Raw genomic sequence first — 15,921 nt, forward strand, 5'->3', positions numbered from 1 at the left:
GGAACAGGAGCGCACATGGCCAACCATTTCCGCGACAACGAAACCGGCAGCCGCTTTGAACTGGACGTCGACGGCGCCATCGCCTTCGTTACCTACCGCAAATCGCCCGGCACGATCACGCTCGAGCACACCGTGGTGCCGCCGGAGCTCGGCGGCAAGGGCATCGGCTCAAAACTGGCGCGCGCGACCCTCGAAGCAGTGCGCGCGCAGGGACGCAAGCTCACGGTGGAATGCGAGTTTATTCAGGGCTATATGAAGAAGCATCCAGAAGACAATGATTTGCTGGGTGCTTCGTAGCAGTGGCGCGCTATCTTTTCACGCCGTTCGCTCTAGTCGGGATACTTCCGTAGTTCGGAACTCCATTTCCTGACGCTCACGCTATCGCCGATCGTGAAGCGCATGAGGTCGTCTCCGATCTCCAGCGGCCCCTGATAGGTGCTTCGCGCGCGCGACGCGATTTCGTCAGCATTCACCCCGAGCGCTACGATGTGGGAGAACGCCGCGAGCTTCGGCTTGACGCGGGAAAAAACCGTGCCGGCCTGCTCCGGCGAGGTGTGATGATCCGCGATCGGCTTCAGCTGCGGCAGCTTTGCGAGTTGTGCGGACATCGCGAAGACTTCGTGGATCAATAGATCGGTTCCGCTCGCGTGCCTGATCAGGTTTTCGTCAAGCTTGGTGTCCCCCGAAATCGTGACCGACCGTGGACCGTGGTCGATCCGGTACCCTACCGACGGCTTGATCAGATCGCCATGATTGACCGCGAATGCGGTGACCCTGACGCCGGCCTCGTCGAACACCACGCCGTCGCCGTGGAAATCGCGCGCCTCGATCCGGGTTGCGGCGGCGTCGATCTTTTCGTCGGCCTGACGGATACGCGTGTCTTCGGCAAATGCCTCGGTCAAACCCTTGGCGATCTTCGTGACACCGCCCGGCGCGGTCGTGCCGTCCGATGGGCCGAACAACCGCATCGGTTTGGCGCGGCCTCCAAACGGTCCGAACATGTATCCGGTCATCCAGAGATCGGGCAGTCCTGCGACATGGTCGGAGTGGTAATGGGTGAGGAAAACCGCATCGATGCCCTTGCCCGATGAAATCCCCAACTGATACAGGCGCACCGTCGCGCCGCGGCCGGCATCGAACAGCAGGCTTAGACCGCCGGCCTGAACCAATGTTGCCGGCCCGAAACGCGCGAGACCGGGTTCAGGTCCTCCCGTGCCGAGCAGCGTCACGACGATGTCTCCGGTCGCTACAGGTTTCTCTTCGGCCGCTACGCTGCCGCAGATCACAAGCGCCACGGCTGCCGGAATACCAGCCAGAAAGCGCCGCCGCGTTGCTCGTCCACTGTCTGCCCCCATGGGTCTGCTCCTGGTCGATTGCGCCCGAATGCCGGAATGGCCGAAATGCGCGATGCACCGGCTCCCTCGTACTGCCGACAGCAAACCGCCTCCAGCGGCGGCCGCGCTTGTATATTTCAGCCATCCGGGGAGAAAATGTTGTCCCAGTCACCGATAAACTGATTGGGCCCAACGCCGACCAATGCGTGGCATTCGCGAATGAAATGTGCCTGATCGAAATAGCCGGCTTCGTGGACGATCCTGGTCCACGGCTTCGCCGGTTCGCTGCGATGGGCCATCAGGGCCGCGTCGAACCTGATCGTTCGCGCATAAAGCTTGGGAGAAAGCCCCACTTGCGAGGTGAAACGTCGCTGAAACTGACGCGCGCTCAGACCGGATCGCTGCACCAGACGATCGATGCGGACGCGGCCGCGCGCCGCCAGCATGAGGCGCGACGTCTGATCGATCCCGTCCTGCGGGGCACCGTCATCCAGCATCATGCCGAACCAACGTTCCGCGGCGGCGACGCGCGAGTCGAAATCCGTGGCCGAACGCACCGCGTCATTCAGCAACACGGCGCGCTTGCCGATGACATCCCGTGCCGTGATGCCCTCATTGACGAGGGAGGTCATGTCGATGCCGATGAGACGATTCAGGCCGGCCGGCTGCAGCAGGATGTTGAAGACATGGATTTCACCGGACATCGAGAGCTGGATTCGACGCGATCCCTGCGGCCCGACCACGACCGTCTCGGGAGCCGTTTGCAGGCGCCCTCCATCGATCCGAAGCTGGAATGGATCCCCCAGATAAATATCAATGATCTGATGCGGCCGCGCCGTCAGCGGCCACGTCAGTACTTCGGCGCCCAGGGTTGCGCGGCGCTCCTCGAACGAGCGGAGGACGCTGCGGAGCGCGGGATGCGGCCTCTTTCGTCTGACGTCCACCGGCGGCCTCCTGTCGCGGCTTGAAGCCGCCAACGGCCGATTTCCGCCGAGCCTATCATCGCGCGGGCGTAGGCGCGACCCGCATGGATCGCTTCCTACGCCGCCCCCGGCCGGTGCGCGCGCAGGAACGAGCGGATCTGGCGCACCGCCAGCGGAATCCGCTCCTTGGGCTCCTTCCACGGAAACATGCTGACCTCGGCGTTCGGCGCCAGCATCGCCGACTCCATCGCGACCGCATAAGGGTGCGCCGGGATATCGTCGGGCAGGATCAGCACCGGTGTCCGGCACTGGCGCACGAAATCGCGCGTCACCGTGAAAACGAAGTCGGGATTGGTGCGGTACATTTTGGTCAGGAATTTATCTGTTGTCTCCGGCGTGATGTCGGGCCGCTGCTTGAGGAGCTCCGGCGCCCAGCCTTTGGTATTGTTGTCGTAGAACAAATCGCGCATCTCGGGGCGCGAACCTGACGGTTGCGCCAGCACGGCGGCGACGATGCGGTCGGGCGCGCGCTTCAGGAGATTCCAGATCAGGGGGCCGCCGATGCAGAAGCCGAGCACCATGAACTTGTCGATGCGAAGATGATCCATCAGGCCGAGATGGTCGTCGGTGTGGGAATCCCAGGGCCGGTCGATTTCGAGCGGGCCGGAAGACTGCCCGGTATTGGCGTTGCGCAAATCGGCCGCGATGCAGCGGTACTCGCCCTTGAACTCCTCGAACGAATCGAACGGCGGGTAGCTGCCTGACAGCCCTGCGATCGTCGAGTTCAATCCGCCGCCGGCGATCATCAATAGCGGATAGCCGGAGCCGGCCTCCTCATAATGGATACGAACGGCGCCTTTTTCGAAAGTCGGCATGCGGTTTCCTCGGTTCGGATTTTTTTGATTGTAGGGTGGGCAAAGCGAAGCGTGCCCACCACTCCAACAATTTGCACGGATAAGAGTTGGTGGGCACGGCGCAAGTGCGCCTTTGCCCACCCTACGGATTACGTCGGCGCCTTGGCCGGCTCGCCGATCTTGTCCTGCGTCTGGGTATCGAAATCGCTGGCCTCATGCCGCTCGTGCAGTTGGCTGGCCGGATCGCCGGATATCCGGTTGACCATGCGGCCGCGTTTCACCGCCGGGCGTTTTGCGATCTGATCGGTCCAGCGCTGCACGTTCTTGTATTCGTGCACCGACAGGAATTCGCCGGCGCCGTAGACGAGACCCTTCGCCAGCGCGCCGTACCACGGCCAGGTGGCCATGTCGGCGATCGTATATTCGCTGCCGGCGAGATACTCATTGTCGGCCAGCCGCCGGTCGAGCACGTCGAGCTGGCGCTTCACTTCCATGGCATAGCGGTCGATGGCGTATTCGATCTTGGTCGGCGCGTAGGCATAGAAATGGCCGAAGCCGCCGCCGAGAAACGGCGCGCTGCCCATCTGCCAGAACAGCCATGACAGGCATTCCGCCCGCGCCTCGCCGCCGGCCGGCAGAAAGGCCCCGAACTTTTCGGCCAGATGCATCAGGATCGCGCCGGACTCGAACAGCCGGATCGGCGTCTTTCCGCTGCGGTCCATCAGCGCCGGGATCTTGGAGTTCGGATTGACCGCGACAAAGCCGCTGCCGAACTGGTTGCCGTCGATCTTGATCAACCACGCGTCATACTCGGCGCCGCTGTGCCCGGCGGCCAGCAGCTCCTCGAACATGACGGTGACCTTCACGCCGTTCGGCGTCGCCAGCGAATAGAGCTGGAACGGATGACGGCCGACCGGCAGCTCCTTGTCATGCGTGGGGCCTGCGATCGGCCGGTTGATGCTGGCGAAGCGGCCGCCGCTTTCTTTATTCCAGGTCCAGACTTTGGGCGGCACATAGGCGGTGGGGTCGGTAGCAACGTCGTTCATTCGTGTTGGCTCCAGGCTTCTTTCGGCCGTGTGATAGAGGCGATCTGCCGCGCGGCGGAATTACGATGCGTGCGTTTGGTATACCTTGGGGCTGTCGCCGCCAACCGCAAGATGCTGCATGGCAGCCCAACAATTCCCGTGGCGGTCCGCGTCAGGTTCATGTCGCGATTCAGACGAGCCGACCGGGGGGCTCGCCCCAAAGCTGGTCGAACAGGTCGGCACCCTGCTCGGCGAAATCGCACGCCGCGGCACCGCGATTCTTCTGGTGGAGCAGAAGCTCACCATCGCGCTGAAGATTTCTCGCCGCCTCTATGTGATGGGCCATGGCCGCATCGTGTTCGAGGGAACCCCGGCGGAGCTTGCCGCCAATGCCGGCGTGCGCAAGGAGTGGCTGGAGGTTTAGGGAGCCGCTTCCCGGCGGCCAGATTATCCGAACAGCCAGGACTTCGGATTAGCGATCGGTCTATGCTCGATGCTCAACAGGCCGCCCTTGACGATGCGGATGAGCGACCAGATGAACCACCAGGCAACAATCGGCAGGCCGATCAGCACCAGGCTCAGCGGAAGGCCGATCGCAAGGTACAGCAGTCCGATCCAGAAGGTCCTGATATGAAACCGGAAATGCGACTGCATCACGGGGTCGGTATCGTCGACCTTCACATACGCGATGATGAGGCCCATCAGCGCTGAAATCCCGGTGAAATATCCTACGCCGTAAAGTACGTAGACGCCTCCGGCGACGATATTGTCCGAGGCGATGGGTCGTTGGGTTTCGTAAGAAAGTGACATGGCCGCCTCTGTTGCCACTGATATCGTGAAGCTCTGCGAACGCCCGTTGGTCGCGCCTGCCCTGGCCCAGGTTCAGCAAATAAAGTCATGAGGCGCGGCAGAGTTGTACTCGGAGCAATGCCTTTATGGCTGGGCCGGCCGGGATCGGCCATAATGGACGGGTCACCACAAGAGAGATGATCCGAAATGCTTGCCTCGCAGCGCGCTTTGTTCGAGATACCGCGCCAGATTTGCTACCTCAATGCCGCCTCCTACAGCCCCTTGCCGATCCGGACTTTGGAAGCCGGCCGCGCCGCGGTCGGGCGCAAGGGCGCGCCGTGGACGCTGCCGGCTTCCTTTGCCAACCAGCAGAACGAACGCGCGCGCGCCGCCGCCGCCCGGCTGATCAACGCCGAGGCGTCCGATATCGCGCTGACCCCCTCGATCAGCTACGGCGTCGCGACGGCCGCCAAGATTTTGACGATACCCCGCGGAACGCGCGTGATCGTGCTGGAAAGCGATCACTCCTCCCCGGTGCTGGAATGGCACGCGCGGGCGGAGGCGCAGGGGTTCACGGTCGATACGGTCGGGCAGCCCGATGACGGCGACTGGACATCGGCGGTGCTGGCCGCGATCGAACGATCGGGTGCTGCGCCGGTCAGCCTCGCCTCGATCTCCTCGGTGCACTGGTCGGATGGCGGGCTGATCGACGTCGACAAGGTTGGCGCGGCCCTCAAGGCGCGCGGCGCGATGTTCCTGATCGACGCCACGCAAGGCGTCGGTGTGCTGGCGATGGACGTGAAGCGTCTCGATCCGGATTTCGTGCTGTTCCCGACCTACAAATGGGTGCTCGGGCCCTACGGCCGCGCCTTTCTCTATGTTGCAAAACGCCATCAGAACGGCGTTCCGCTGGAGCAGACCTCAGCCGGCCGCCGCGACGTGCGCGCCGAGAATTCGGTCTATTTCACCGATCTCAATTACGTGCCCGATGCGCGCCGCTTCGACATGGGCGAGCGCGACTATTTCATCTCGATGGAGATGGCGTCCATTGGCATGGAAATGCTGGCCGAATGGGGCGCCGCGGCCGTGGTGCAGCGTATCGCGATGCTGACGGTGCGGATTGCGGAAGGCGTGCGCGACATCGGCGTCAGCGTGCCGGACGCGCGGCGGCGCGCGCCGCATATTTTGAGCCTTGCGTTCAAGGGCGGGATGCCGGCGGGACTCGTCGGGGGGCTGGCGAGCGACGGCATCTACGTCGCGCCGCGTCTGGGGCGGCTGCGGGTGTCGCCACATGTTTATAACGACGAGGCCGATGTCGATCGGTTCGTCGAGGTGTTGGCGCGGCGGTTGAAGGGATAGCCTATCCACCACAACCCGTTTCACCGTCATGGCCGGGCTTGTCCCGGCCATCCACGTCTTTGTAGCAGCATCAAAGAAAGACGTGGATGCCCGGGACAAGCCCGGGCATGACGGATAGAACTCAGGATGACGCGGCACGTTTCTGAACTGGCTCGGCACCCGTCATCGCAAACCCCTCATACCCCTTCGCCGCGACGTCGTCGCAGATCTGCCGGTAAGGCCCGACGCCGCCGATGTAGGGCATGAAGATGCGCGGCTTGCCGGGGACGTTGGCGCCCATGTACCAGGAGTTGGCCTGCGGATAGAGCGTGGTGTAGGCGACCTCGTTGACGTGGGCGACCCAATTATCCTCGGCGTCCTTTTTGGCTTCCATGGCCTCAAAGCCGCTGTCGCGCATGTAAGTCACGCAATCGGTGATCCAGTCGACATGCTGCTCGATCGAGACGATCATGTTCGACAACACCGACGGGCTGCCGGGACCGGTGATGACGAAGAGATTGGGGAAGCCGGCGCTCATCAGTCCGAGATAGGTGCGTGGACCCTCGGCCCATTTCTGGTTCAGCGTCTGGCCGTTGCGGCCGCGAATGTCGATCTTGGCAACCGAGCCTGTCATCGCGTCGAAGCCGGTCGCCAGCACCAGCGCGTCGACTTCGTAGTCCTTGTCGCCGGTGCGGACGGCATTGGCCGTGATCTCCTCGATCGGATTGGACTTGATGTCGACCAGTGTCACGTTCGGACGGTTGAAGGTCGAAAAATATTCGGTGTCGATGCAGATGCGTTTTGAGCCGATCGGATGATTGTTCGGCTGCAGCAGTTTTGCTTTCTCGGGATCCTTGACGATTTCGGCGATCTTCTCGCGGACGAAATCGGCGGCGGTGTCGTTGGCGGCCTGGTCGAGCGCGAGGTTGTTGTAAACAGACATGAAGGTGAGCCCGCCGCGAGTCCAGCGCGCCTCGTATTTGGAGCGGCGCTCGTTGTCGCCGTCGTCGAGCGCGCCGCGATCGGGCATCTCGGTATAGATGCCGTTGCGCGATTCCGTGCGCGCGAATTGCCTGACTTCCGGATATTTGGCGCGGAACGCCTGCCGCTCTTCCTCGGTCAGCATGGCGTTGCGGGCGGGAATCGAGAAATTCGCGGTGCGCTGAAACACCGTGAGGTGGCTGGCCTGCTCGGCGATCACAGGCACCGACTGGATACCCGACGATCCCGTGCCGATCACGCCGACGCGCTGGCCGGTAAAATCGACCGATTCATGCGGCCAGTGACCGGTGTGATAGACCTTGCCCTCAAAACGATCGAGACCCTTGATCTCGGGCATCCGCGCGTTCGACAGGCAGCCGGTGGCGAGCACCACGAATTTTGCGGTCACGGTCTTGCCGTCGGACAGCGCGACCGACCACAGATTGGTGCGCTCATCGAACTCCGCGCGTTCGACGACGGTGTTGAACTGGATGTCGGGACGGAGACCAAAACGGTCGGCGACGTGGTTGGCGTACTTCAAAATCTCCGGCTGCGGCGCGTAGCGCTCGCTCCAGTCCCATTCCTGCTGCAGCTCTTCGGAGAACGAATAGGAATATTGCATGCTCTCGACATCGCAGCGCGCGCCGGGATAACGGTTCCAGTACCAGGTGCCGCCGACGCCGTCGCCTTGCTCATAGACCCGCGCTGAAAAGCCCTGCTCGCGCAGTTTAAGCAGCATGTACATGCCGGCAAAGCCTGCGCCGACCACGACGACGTCGTAGCTCTCGGAAGCTTTTCCGGAAACGGATGGCGATGCGGACATGAAAACTCCCTTGAGAATTCTTGATTTGCCGGACAGCATTCTCTCGATAGCGCCAAAGCGCAAGACACAAATCGGCGGCCTTGCTTTGCATATTTTGCGGCGTGGAATGTTTACCTCCTCATGGTGAGGAGCGCGTCTTCGCGCGTCTCGAACCATGAGGCCCCAGACGGGCCTGCATCCTTCGAGACGCGGCTAAGAAGCCGCTCCTCAGGATGAGGTCGAAGGCTTGGCACACCAGAGCCGATGGGCTAGCGTTTGCCCGACAAACGCAAACAAAAACCAACAACGAGCGGCACGAAAGCCGCCCCAGGGAACGGACACGACCATGAAATCCCCGATCTGCGACATGCTGGGAATCGAGTTTCCGCTGCTGGCCTTCAGCCATTGCCGCGACGTGGTGGCGGCCGTCAGCCGCGCCGGCGGCTTTGGCGTGCTGGGCGCGACCCGTTTCTTGCCGGAGACGCTGGAACAGGAACTGAAATGGATCGACGATCACGTCGACGGCAAGCCCTACGGTATCGATGTGCTGATCCCCGAAAACATTTCGACCGCTGGCGAGAAGAACCTCACCTGGAAGAGCCTGGAGAAGCGGGTTTCGCAGGAGCACCGTGATTTCACCCGCAATCTCCTGAAGAAATACAACATCGAACTCACGACCGAGAGTGTCGCCGACAACCAGCCGCAGCCGTTTGACGCCGAGATCGCGCTGGAGTTGCTCGACGTATCCTTCCGTCATCCGATCAGGCTGATCGCCAACGCGCTCGGCGTACCGCCGAAGGCGATGATCGAGATGGGCCGCAAGCACGACGTGCCGGTCGCCGCCCTCATCGGCTCCAAGGAGCACGCGCTTCGGCAGGTCGCCGCTGGCGTCGATATTTTGGTCGCGCAGGGCACGGAAGCGGGCGGCCATTGCGGCGAAGTTTCGACCATGGTGCTGGTGCCGGAGGTGATCAAGGCGATCAAGCCGATCCGCAACGTGCCGGTGCTGGCGGCGGGCGGCATCATGACCGGGCATCAGATGGCGGCCTGCATGGCGATGGGTGCGGCCGGTGTCTGGACCGGCTCGGTGTGGCTCGCGACAGTGGAGTCCGAGACCTCCGAAATTTTTCGCGAGAAGATGATCGCGGCGTCCTCGCGCGACGCGATCCGCTCCAGGGGCCGTACCGGCAAGCCCGCCCGGCAGTTGCGCTCGGTATGGACGGATGCGTGGGACCGCGGGCCGGACAGCCCCGGCGCGCTGCCGATGCCGCTGCAAAGCATCATCAGCCGCGACGCCTTCAACTCGATCGACCGCGCCGCGGCTGCCGGCAACGTGCAGGCGCGCGACCTCGTCAGTTATTTCGTCGGCCAGGGCGTCGGCCTGATCGACAGCGTCAAATCCGCCGGCGCGGTGGTGCAGGAATTCAAGGAAGATTTTGTCGATGCGGTCGAGCATATGAACGCGTTGATGGAGGAGTGACGACCTCTCCACGTCATTGCGAGCGCAGCGAAGCAATCCATGGCGCGGCATAACGGATAGATGGATTGCTTCGTCGCAAGCGCTCCTCGCAATGACGGGATTGAGCTACGAACTGATCACCAGAAAGCAAAGCAAGAAGAAATGACATCCCTCCCCGAAGACCGCATTCCCGTCATCGTCGGCGTCGGCGAAATCGTCGACCGGCCAAAGGACATCGCTGCCGGACTCGAACCGCTGGCGCTGCTGGAACAGGCGCTGAAGCGCGCGGAGGCGGACAGCGGTGCAAAACTGCTCGGCGAACTCGGCTCGCTCGATGTGGTCAATTTCCTGAGTTGGCGCTACCGCGATCCCGAAAAGCTACTCGCGATGCGGCTCGGCGCCACGCCGGCGCATTGCTATTACGGCCCGGTCGGCGGCGAGAGCCCGATCCGCTATCTGCATGAAGCGGCAAAACGCATCGCGCGCGGCGAATGCAGCGTGGCCGCGGTGTGCGGCGCCGAGGCGCAATCGACCGCAACAAAAGCGCAGCGGGCCGGCATCGACCTGCCTTGGACGCCGTTCGCCCATGACGTCGAGGAACCGAAGCGCGGCGCGGCGTTCCAGAAGCCGATGGCGGTGACGCTCGGCGTGTTCCGCCCCATCACGGTCTATCCGCTGTATGAGTCCGCCACATCGGCGCATTGGGGCCAGACCCCGCGCGAGGCGCTGGCCGAATCCGGACAGCTGTGGTCGACCTATGCGCGCGTGGCGTCGGAGAATCCCAGTTCATGGCTGAAGAAGAACTTCACGCCGGACGAGATCACGACGCCGACGCCGGAAAACCGGCTGATCGCCTGGCCCTACACCAAGCTGATGGTGGCCAACCCGACCGTCAACATGGGCGGCGCGATCCTGATGACGTCGCTGGCAAAGGCGCGCGCCGCCGGCGTGCCCGAGGATCGGTTGATCTATCCTCTCGGCGGCGCATCTGCTGAAGAACCGCGCGATTATCTGCTGCGCGACCAGTTCTTCGAGAGCCATCCGCAGAATGCCGTGCTCAACGCCGTGATGGACCTCGTCGAGGGCGACGGCAGGAAATTCGATGCGATCGAATTGTACAGCTGCTTTCCCTGCGTGCCGAAGATGGCGCGGCGGACGCTGGGCCTCGGCCCCGACGTCAGGCCCACCGTCACCGGCGGCCTCACATTCTTCGGCGCGCCGCTCAACACCTATATGACGCACGCGGCCTGCGCGATGGTGAGGAAGCTGCGCGAGGGCGGCACGCTTGGCCTGCTCTATGGTCAGGGCGGCTTTGTCACCAAGCATCATGGCCTGGTGCTGTCGCGGCAGGCGCCAAAGGAGGCGCTGGCGCAGGACACCAGCGTTCAGGCCGAAGCCGACCGCAGCAAGGGCGCCGTGCCCGAATTCGTCACCGAAGCCACCGGCAAGGGCAAGGTCGAGAGCTTTACCGTGATCTATGGCGGCAAGGGCGACGTCGAGCACGGCGTGGTGATGATGCGCACGGCCGACAATGCGCGCGCCCTGACGCGGGTGCCGGCGAGCGACAGCGCCACGCTGGCGCATCTGCGCAACATGGACCGCACGCCGGTGGGGTCGATCGGCGAGATCGTCACGGCCGGGGATGGCGTGCTGGAGTGGCGGGTGGGGTGACCCTACTCCCTCGCCCCGCTCTTCGCGGGGAGAGGGCTGGGGTGAGGGGCTCTCTCCGCGAGTGCAGCTTGAAGTGAGACCTGTACCCCCTCACCCGGCGCTACGCGCCGACCTCTCCCCGCAAGCGGGGCGAGGTTAAGAAGGCGACCGCCCTACCCCTTCACGTCCTGCTTTTCCGACGCCGTCGTAGGCTTGCCCTTGGCGGCAGCGCCGACGACGCGGACCGGATCGCCGTCGGCGATACCATCGGGCGGCGCGGTGATGATGCGGTCGTCGGGGGTGACGCCGGAGGCGAGTTCAATCTCCTTGCCGAGATCGCGAGCGATGGTGACGGTCTTGAACAGCACCTTGTCGTCGGGGCCGACGGTCGCGACCCGCAAACCGTCCTTGTTGAAAATGAGGGCGCTGGAGGGAATATGCAGCGGCACGGCGTCGCGTTCCAGCGGCAGGCGTACATTGGCATAGGCGCCGGGCATCAGTTCGCCGCCGGCATTGTCGAGCGCCAGCTGCATGCGCGTCGTCCCCGAGGAGACATCGACCGACTGCGAGGATGCTTCCACCGTCGCGGCAAACGTCCGGTTCGGATATTCCGGCATCGTCAGCACGGCTTTCGCGCCGATCCTGACGGCGGGAACGTAGCTCTGGGGCACGTTGACATAGACGCGCAGCTTGGTGATGTCTGACACCACGAACATCGCAGGCCCCGAACCGCCGCCGGCATTGATCAGCGCCCCGACATCGGTCTCGCGCGCGGTGACCACGCCATCGAAGGGCACGGTGATCTTCTTGTAGCCCGCCAGCGCCTCCAGCCGTTCGACATTGGCGGTGCCGGAATTGACGGCCGCTTTCTTGTTGGCGAGGTCGGCGGTGCGCTCGTCGATTTCCTGCATCGAGACGAAGTTCGAGGCGAGCAGCGTCCTGCGCCGGTTCAGGGTAGCCTCCGACAGCCGCGCGCTCGACTGCTGGCTCACGAGGTCGGCACGCGCCTGCAGCAATTGCTGGTCGAGGTCGGGCGCCTCGATCTCCGCGATCACCTGGCCTGCCTTGACCTTGGCGCCGATATCGGCGCTCCAGCTTTTCAGATAGCCGCTGACGCGCGCGAAGATCGGCGCGCGCGAATAGGCTTCGAGCCGGCCCGGCAGGTCGATGGTGGGGTTGAGGGCGCGGGCATTGGGGAACGCGACGGCGACGGAGGGAACCGCCTGGTTGTCGGTCCATTCGCGCAGCTTCGCGCCGGATTCCTCGCGCGCCCGGATGCCGGTGGCGACGATCAGCCCCGCCCCGATCAGCGCCACGACCCCGAATAGGCCCAATTTCCGGCGCGATACCGGCGGGCGTTGTTCAGTGGTCATGCGGGCTCTCCGATGCGGCGTCGGCAATGACGCCCTGTTTCTTGTGTACCATACTGAACACCACGGGAACAAACATCAGGGTGGCGATGGTGGCAAAGATCAGGCCGCCGATCACCGCCCGCCCGAGCGGCGCGTTCTGTTCGCCGCCCTCGCCGAGCCCGAGCGCCATCGGGGTCATGCCGATGATCATCGCGAGCGCCGTCATCAGGACCGGGCGGAAGCGGACGAAGCCGGCTTCCAGCGCCGCCGCGATGGGATCGCCGAGCTCCTCATAACGCTCGCGCGCAAAGCTGATCACCAGCACGCTGTTGGCGGTAGCCACGCCCATGCACATGATGGCGCCGGTCAGCGCCGGCACCGACAGCGTGGTCTGCGTCGTGAACAGCATCCAGACGATGCCGGCCAGGGCCGCGGGCAGCGCCGTGATGATCACGAACGGATCGGACCAGGACTGGAAGTTCACCACGATCAGGAAATAGATCAGCACCACGGCGGCGAGCAGCCCGAACAGCAAGCCCGAGAACGCGCTGTTCATGGTCTGCACCTGGCCGAGCAGCACCACCGAACTTCCTTTTGGCACATCCTTCGCCGTCTCCGCCATCGCGGTCCGGACGTCGGCGGCGACCGCGCCGAGGTCGCGGCCCTGCGGCGTCGCGTAGATCTGCACCATCGACTGGATGTCGTATTGCGAGACGACGGCACTCGACGTCGAGCGCTTCACGTCCGCGATGCCGCCCAGGATCGGCGCCTGGGTATTGCCTGTCGCGGTGATCGGCAGCCCCTGCAGGGCGCTGAGCGAATCCATCTTGTATTGCGGCGTCTGCATCACGATCGAATAGGACACGCCATTGTCGGGGTTGAGGTAGAAGGTCGGCGCGACCTGCGAACTGCCGGCCAGATTGACCACGAGGCTGTTGGTGACGTCGCGCTCGGTCAGGCCGACATATTGCGCCCGGGTGCGGTCGACATCGATGTTGAAGGTCGGCGCGTTGGGCGATTGCTGGATGCGCGCATCCGCGATGCCGGGAATGCGGCGGATCTTGCTCAGCAGCTTGTTGGCATAGTCGAAGTTCGCTTTCATGTCCGCGCCGCGGATCTGCAGGTCGATCGGCGCCGGCGCGCCGAAGTTCAGGATCTGGCTGACGATGTCGGCCGGCAGGAACGAGAAGTTCATGCCGGGGAACAGCCGCGGCAATTGCTCGCGCAAGATCTGGACGTACTCATCCGTCGGCCGGTGGCCTTCCCTGAGCTTGATCTGGATGTCGCCGTCGGCCGGTCCGATCACGCCGGTATTGTTGTAGGTCATGTTGATGCCGGAGATCGGCATGCCGATATTGTCGGTGAGCGTTTCGATCTCGCCGGGCGGAATGATCTTGCGGATCGCCTTCTGTACGTCGGCGAGCTGGTTGGCGGTCTCCTCGACGCGGGTGCCGACCTGGGTGCGGACATGCATCAGGATGTTGCCGGCATCGACCGCCGGAAAGAAGTTGCGGCCGAGATACGGCACCAGCAGGAACGACAGCGCGACCACGGCAAGAAAGCCGGTGACGAACAGCGGCCGCCGTCCCAGCGCCATCGACAACAGATCGTGATAGCCAGCGCGAATCCGCTCGAACCGCGCCTCGAAGGCGCGCTGGAAGCGCACCAGCGGATTACGCGTCGGCGGCGGCCCGCCCTCATGATGGACATGCGGCTGGAGCAGGTATTTCGCCATCGTCGGCACCAGCGTGCGCGACAGCAGGAACGACCAGATCATCGCGAACATCACGGCTTCGGCCATCGGCACGAACAGAAAGCGCGCGACGCCCTGCAGGAAGAACATCGGCACGAACACGATGCAGATGCACAACAGCGACACGAAGGCCGGCGTCACAATCTGGTTGGCGCCATCCAGGATCGATTGCTCGACCGGCTTGCCCTGCTCCAGATGGTAGTTGATGTTCTCGATGGTCACGGTGGCATCGTCGACGAGGATGCCGACCGCCAGCGCCAGCCCTCCAAGCGTCATGATGTTGAGCGTCTCCCCGATCGCCGACAAACAGATGATGGCGCCCAGCACCGACAGCGGGATCGAGACGGCGATGATGACGGTCGAGCGCCAGCTGCCGAGAAACAACAGGATCATGACGCTGGTCAGCAGCGCGGCGATGACGCCTTCAACGGCAACGCCCTCGATGGCGCCGCGCACGAACACCGACTGGTCGCCGATGAAGCCGATCTTCAGCGTGTCGGGCAGCGAATCCTTGACCTCGATCACCTTCTGCTTGATGCCAGCGATGATATCGAGCGTCGAGGTCGCACCCGCCTTCAGCACCATCATCAGGACCGAGCGGTTGCCGTCGACGTGCACGATGTTGGTCTGCGGCGGATTGCCGTCGCGCACGGATGCGACGTCGCGGACATAGACCATCGCGCCGTTCACCGCCTTGATCGGCAGGTCGCCGAGCTCTTCCATTCGAAGCGGCGAGTTGTTGAGCTGGATGGTGTATTCGAACTGGCCGATCTTCTGGGTGCCGACCGGCGTGATCAGGTTCTGCGCAGCGAGCGCGTTGGCGACGTCCTGCCCGGACAGGCCGCGGGCCTGCAGCGCGGCCGGATTGAGGTCGATCTGCACCTGACGCTGCTTGCCGCCGAACGGATAGGGAATCGCCGCGCCGGGCACGGTGACGAGCGGGGTACGCAACTGGTTGATGCCGATATCGGCGAGGTTTTGTTCGGTCAGCCCTTCGCCGGACAGCGCCACCTGGATGATCGGAACGGTGGAGGCGCTGTAATTGAGGATCAGCGGCGGGGTCGCGCCGGGCGGCAATTGCCTGATCATCGTCTGCGAGATCGCCGTTACCTGGGCGTTGGCGGTGCGGATGTCGACGCCCGGCTGGAAGAAGATCTTGACGATCCCGATGCCAGTGTAGGAATTGGCAACGATGTGCTCGATGTCGTTGACGGTCGTGGTCAGCGCGCGCTGAAACGGCGTGATGATACGTCCCGACATCTGGTCCGGCGGCAGGCCGGTATAGTTCCAGACCACGCCGATGACGGGGATGCGGATGTCCGGGAAGATGTCGGTCGGCGTGCGCAGCGCGGCCAATGGTCCGATGATCAGCAGCAGCAGCGCGAGCACGACGAAAGTATAGGGCCGGCTCAACGCAATACGGACCAGTGCAATCATCTAGGAGGCAATCCCGAGGCTGAATGGCTGAGAACCGGCATCCAAAAAAGGCCAGTTCAACCGCGCTGATTTAGCCGAACCGGGGCCAAATAGCCAACGCGGGCAGCGCAGCCGTCCTTCACTTCCTTGGCATAGCTGCTGGCCCCGGCTCGGGCCGGGCAGCACGGCGACCCGCCGCATGGCGGGGGAGGCAGGGTAGAAGTACGGAGCCCACCGTTCCGCAA

The 15,921-nt window shown here is 63.7% G+C and carries 12 protein-coding genes and 1 pseudogene; 5 read left to right on the top strand and 8 right to left on the bottom strand.

Annotated elements, in window-relative coordinates; translation table 11 throughout:
* Window positions 1-15: 15 nt before the first annotated feature.
* Window positions 16-297 (top strand): GNAT family N-acetyltransferase, encoded by a 282-nt coding sequence (locus JQ575_RS05945; RefSeq protein ID WP_212032307.1) that lies wholly within the window; start codon window positions 16-18, stop codon window positions 295-297.
* A gap of 32 nt (window positions 298-329) precedes the next feature.
* Here the strand turns inward: JQ575_RS05945 and JQ575_RS05950 are convergent, their stop codons facing one another.
* From JQ575_RS05950 to yghU, 4 genes are all read right to left on the bottom strand, one after another.
* Window positions 330-1,355 carry an MBL fold metallo-hydrolase gene (locus JQ575_RS05950; RefSeq protein WP_249166459.1) on the bottom strand — a complete coding sequence of 342 codons (1,026 nt, stop codon included), beginning with the start codon at window positions 1,353-1,355 and terminating at the stop codon, window positions 330-332.
* Window positions 1,356-1,471: 116 nt separating this feature from the next.
* The gene (locus tag JQ575_RS05955; protein WP_212032308.1) at window positions 1,472-2,311 is read right to left on the bottom strand and encodes an AraC family transcriptional regulator; all 840 of its coding nucleotides are present in this window, start codon (window positions 2,309-2,311) and stop codon (window positions 1,472-1,474) included.
* A gap of 62 nt (window positions 2,312-2,373) precedes the next feature.
* Window positions 2,374-3,132, bottom strand: a complete 759-nt coding sequence (locus JQ575_RS05960; RefSeq protein WP_212032309.1) for an alpha/beta fold hydrolase — start codon at window positions 3,130-3,132, stop codon at window positions 2,374-2,376.
* Between the two features lie 128 nt (window positions 3,133-3,260).
* Entirely contained in the window at window positions 3,261-4,157 is an 897-nt protein-coding gene (gene yghU, locus JQ575_RS05965) for a glutathione-dependent disulfide-bond oxidoreductase (protein ID WP_212032310.1), read from the bottom strand.
* Window positions 4,158-4,329: 172 nt separating this feature from the next.
* Between yghU and JQ575_RS05970 the strand changes: the two are divergent.
* A pseudogene (locus JQ575_RS05970) lies at window positions 4,330-4,560 on the top strand (ABC transporter ATP-binding protein); the annotation flags it as partial.
* 23 nt (window positions 4,561-4,583) lie between these two features.
* Here the strand turns inward: JQ575_RS05970 and JQ575_RS05975 are convergent.
* Window positions 4,584-4,946, bottom strand: a complete 363-nt coding sequence (locus tag JQ575_RS05975; protein WP_212032311.1) for a hypothetical protein — start codon at window positions 4,944-4,946, stop codon at window positions 4,584-4,586.
* 186 nt (window positions 4,947-5,132) lie between these two features.
* On the opposite strand from JQ575_RS05975, the gene JQ575_RS05980 reads away from it, so the two are divergent.
* Window positions 5,133-6,284: an aminotransferase class V-fold PLP-dependent enzyme gene (locus JQ575_RS05980; protein ID WP_212032312.1), complete on the top strand. Its 1,152-nt coding sequence runs from the start codon at window positions 5,133-5,135 to the stop codon at window positions 6,282-6,284.
* Between the two features lie 121 nt (window positions 6,285-6,405).
* On the opposite strand, the gene JQ575_RS05985 is transcribed toward JQ575_RS05980, so the two are convergent.
* Window positions 6,406-8,067, bottom strand: coding sequence for an NAD(P)/FAD-dependent oxidoreductase (locus tag JQ575_RS05985; RefSeq protein WP_212032313.1), 1,662 nt, complete (start codon window positions 8,065-8,067; stop codon window positions 6,406-6,408).
* Between the two features lie 325 nt (window positions 8,068-8,392).
* On the opposite strand from JQ575_RS05985, the gene JQ575_RS05990 reads away from it, so the two are divergent.
* Together JQ575_RS05990 and JQ575_RS05995 are read left to right on the top strand one after the other, a co-directional pair.
* Complete coding sequence (locus JQ575_RS05990) at window positions 8,393-9,526, top strand: nitronate monooxygenase (protein WP_212032314.1); 1,134 nt, start codon at window positions 8,393-8,395, stop codon at window positions 9,524-9,526.
* A 141-nt stretch (window positions 9,527-9,667) separates the two neighbouring features.
* Window positions 9,668-11,176, top strand: a complete 1,509-nt coding sequence (locus JQ575_RS05995; RefSeq protein WP_212032315.1) for an acetyl-CoA acetyltransferase — start codon at window positions 9,668-9,670, stop codon at window positions 11,174-11,176.
* Window positions 11,177-11,328: 152 nt separating this feature from the next.
* Here the strand turns inward: JQ575_RS05995 and JQ575_RS06000 are convergent, their stop codons facing one another.
* The gene (locus JQ575_RS06000; RefSeq protein ID WP_212032316.1) at window positions 11,329-12,528 is read right to left on the bottom strand and encodes an efflux RND transporter periplasmic adaptor subunit; all 1,200 of its coding nucleotides are present in this window, start codon (window positions 12,526-12,528) and stop codon (window positions 11,329-11,331) included.
* Window positions 12,518-15,697, bottom strand: a complete 3,180-nt coding sequence (locus JQ575_RS06005) for an efflux RND transporter permease subunit (RefSeq protein ID WP_212032317.1) — start codon at window positions 15,695-15,697, stop codon at window positions 12,518-12,520. Before JQ575_RS06005 ends, JQ575_RS06000 begins: the two co-directional genes overlap by 11 nt.
* Window positions 15,698-15,921: the final 224 nt, after the last annotated feature.

Source organism: Bradyrhizobium sp. JYMT SZCCT0428, from assembly GCF_018131075.1.
Taxonomy (GTDB): domain Bacteria; phylum Pseudomonadota; class Alphaproteobacteria; order Rhizobiales; family Xanthobacteraceae; genus Bradyrhizobium.

Bases quoted from the DNA above. Each gene is read 5' to 3' on its own strand.
- JQ575_RS05945 (WP_212032307.1), top strand. From the start codon at position 16: ATGGCCAACCATTTCCGCGACAACGAAACCGGCAGCCGCTTTGAACTG.
- JQ575_RS05950 (WP_249166459.1), bottom strand. From the start codon at position 1,355: ATGGGGGCAGACAGTGGACGAGCAACGCGGCGGCGCTTTCTGGCTGGT.
- JQ575_RS05960 (WP_212032309.1), bottom strand. From the start codon at position 3,132: ATGCCGACTTTCGAAAAAGGCGCCGTTCGTATCCATTATGAGGAGGCC.
- yghU (WP_212032310.1), bottom strand. From the start codon at position 4,157: ATGAACGACGTTGCTACCGACCCCACCGCCTATGTGCCGCCCAAAGTC.
- JQ575_RS05975 (WP_212032311.1), bottom strand. From the start codon at position 4,946: ATGTCACTTTCTTACGAAACCCAACGACCCATCGCCTCGGACAATATC.
- JQ575_RS05980 (WP_212032312.1), top strand. From the start codon at position 5,133: ATGCTTGCCTCGCAGCGCGCTTTGTTCGAGATACCGCGCCAGATTTGC.
- JQ575_RS05985 (WP_212032313.1), bottom strand. From the start codon at position 8,067: ATGTCCGCATCGCCATCCGTTTCCGGAAAAGCTTCCGAGAGCTACGAC.
- JQ575_RS05990 (WP_212032314.1), top strand. From the start codon at position 8,393: ATGAAATCCCCGATCTGCGACATGCTGGGAATCGAGTTTCCGCTGCTG.
- JQ575_RS05995 (WP_212032315.1), top strand. From the start codon at position 9,668: ATGACATCCCTCCCCGAAGACCGCATTCCCGTCATCGTCGGCGTCGGC.
- JQ575_RS06000 (WP_212032316.1), bottom strand. From the start codon at position 12,528: ATGACCACTGAACAACGCCCGCCGGTATCGCGCCGGAAATTGGGCCTA.
- JQ575_RS06005 (WP_212032317.1), bottom strand. From the start codon at position 15,697: ATGATTGCACTGGTCCGTATTGCGTTGAGCCGGCCCTATACTTTCGTC.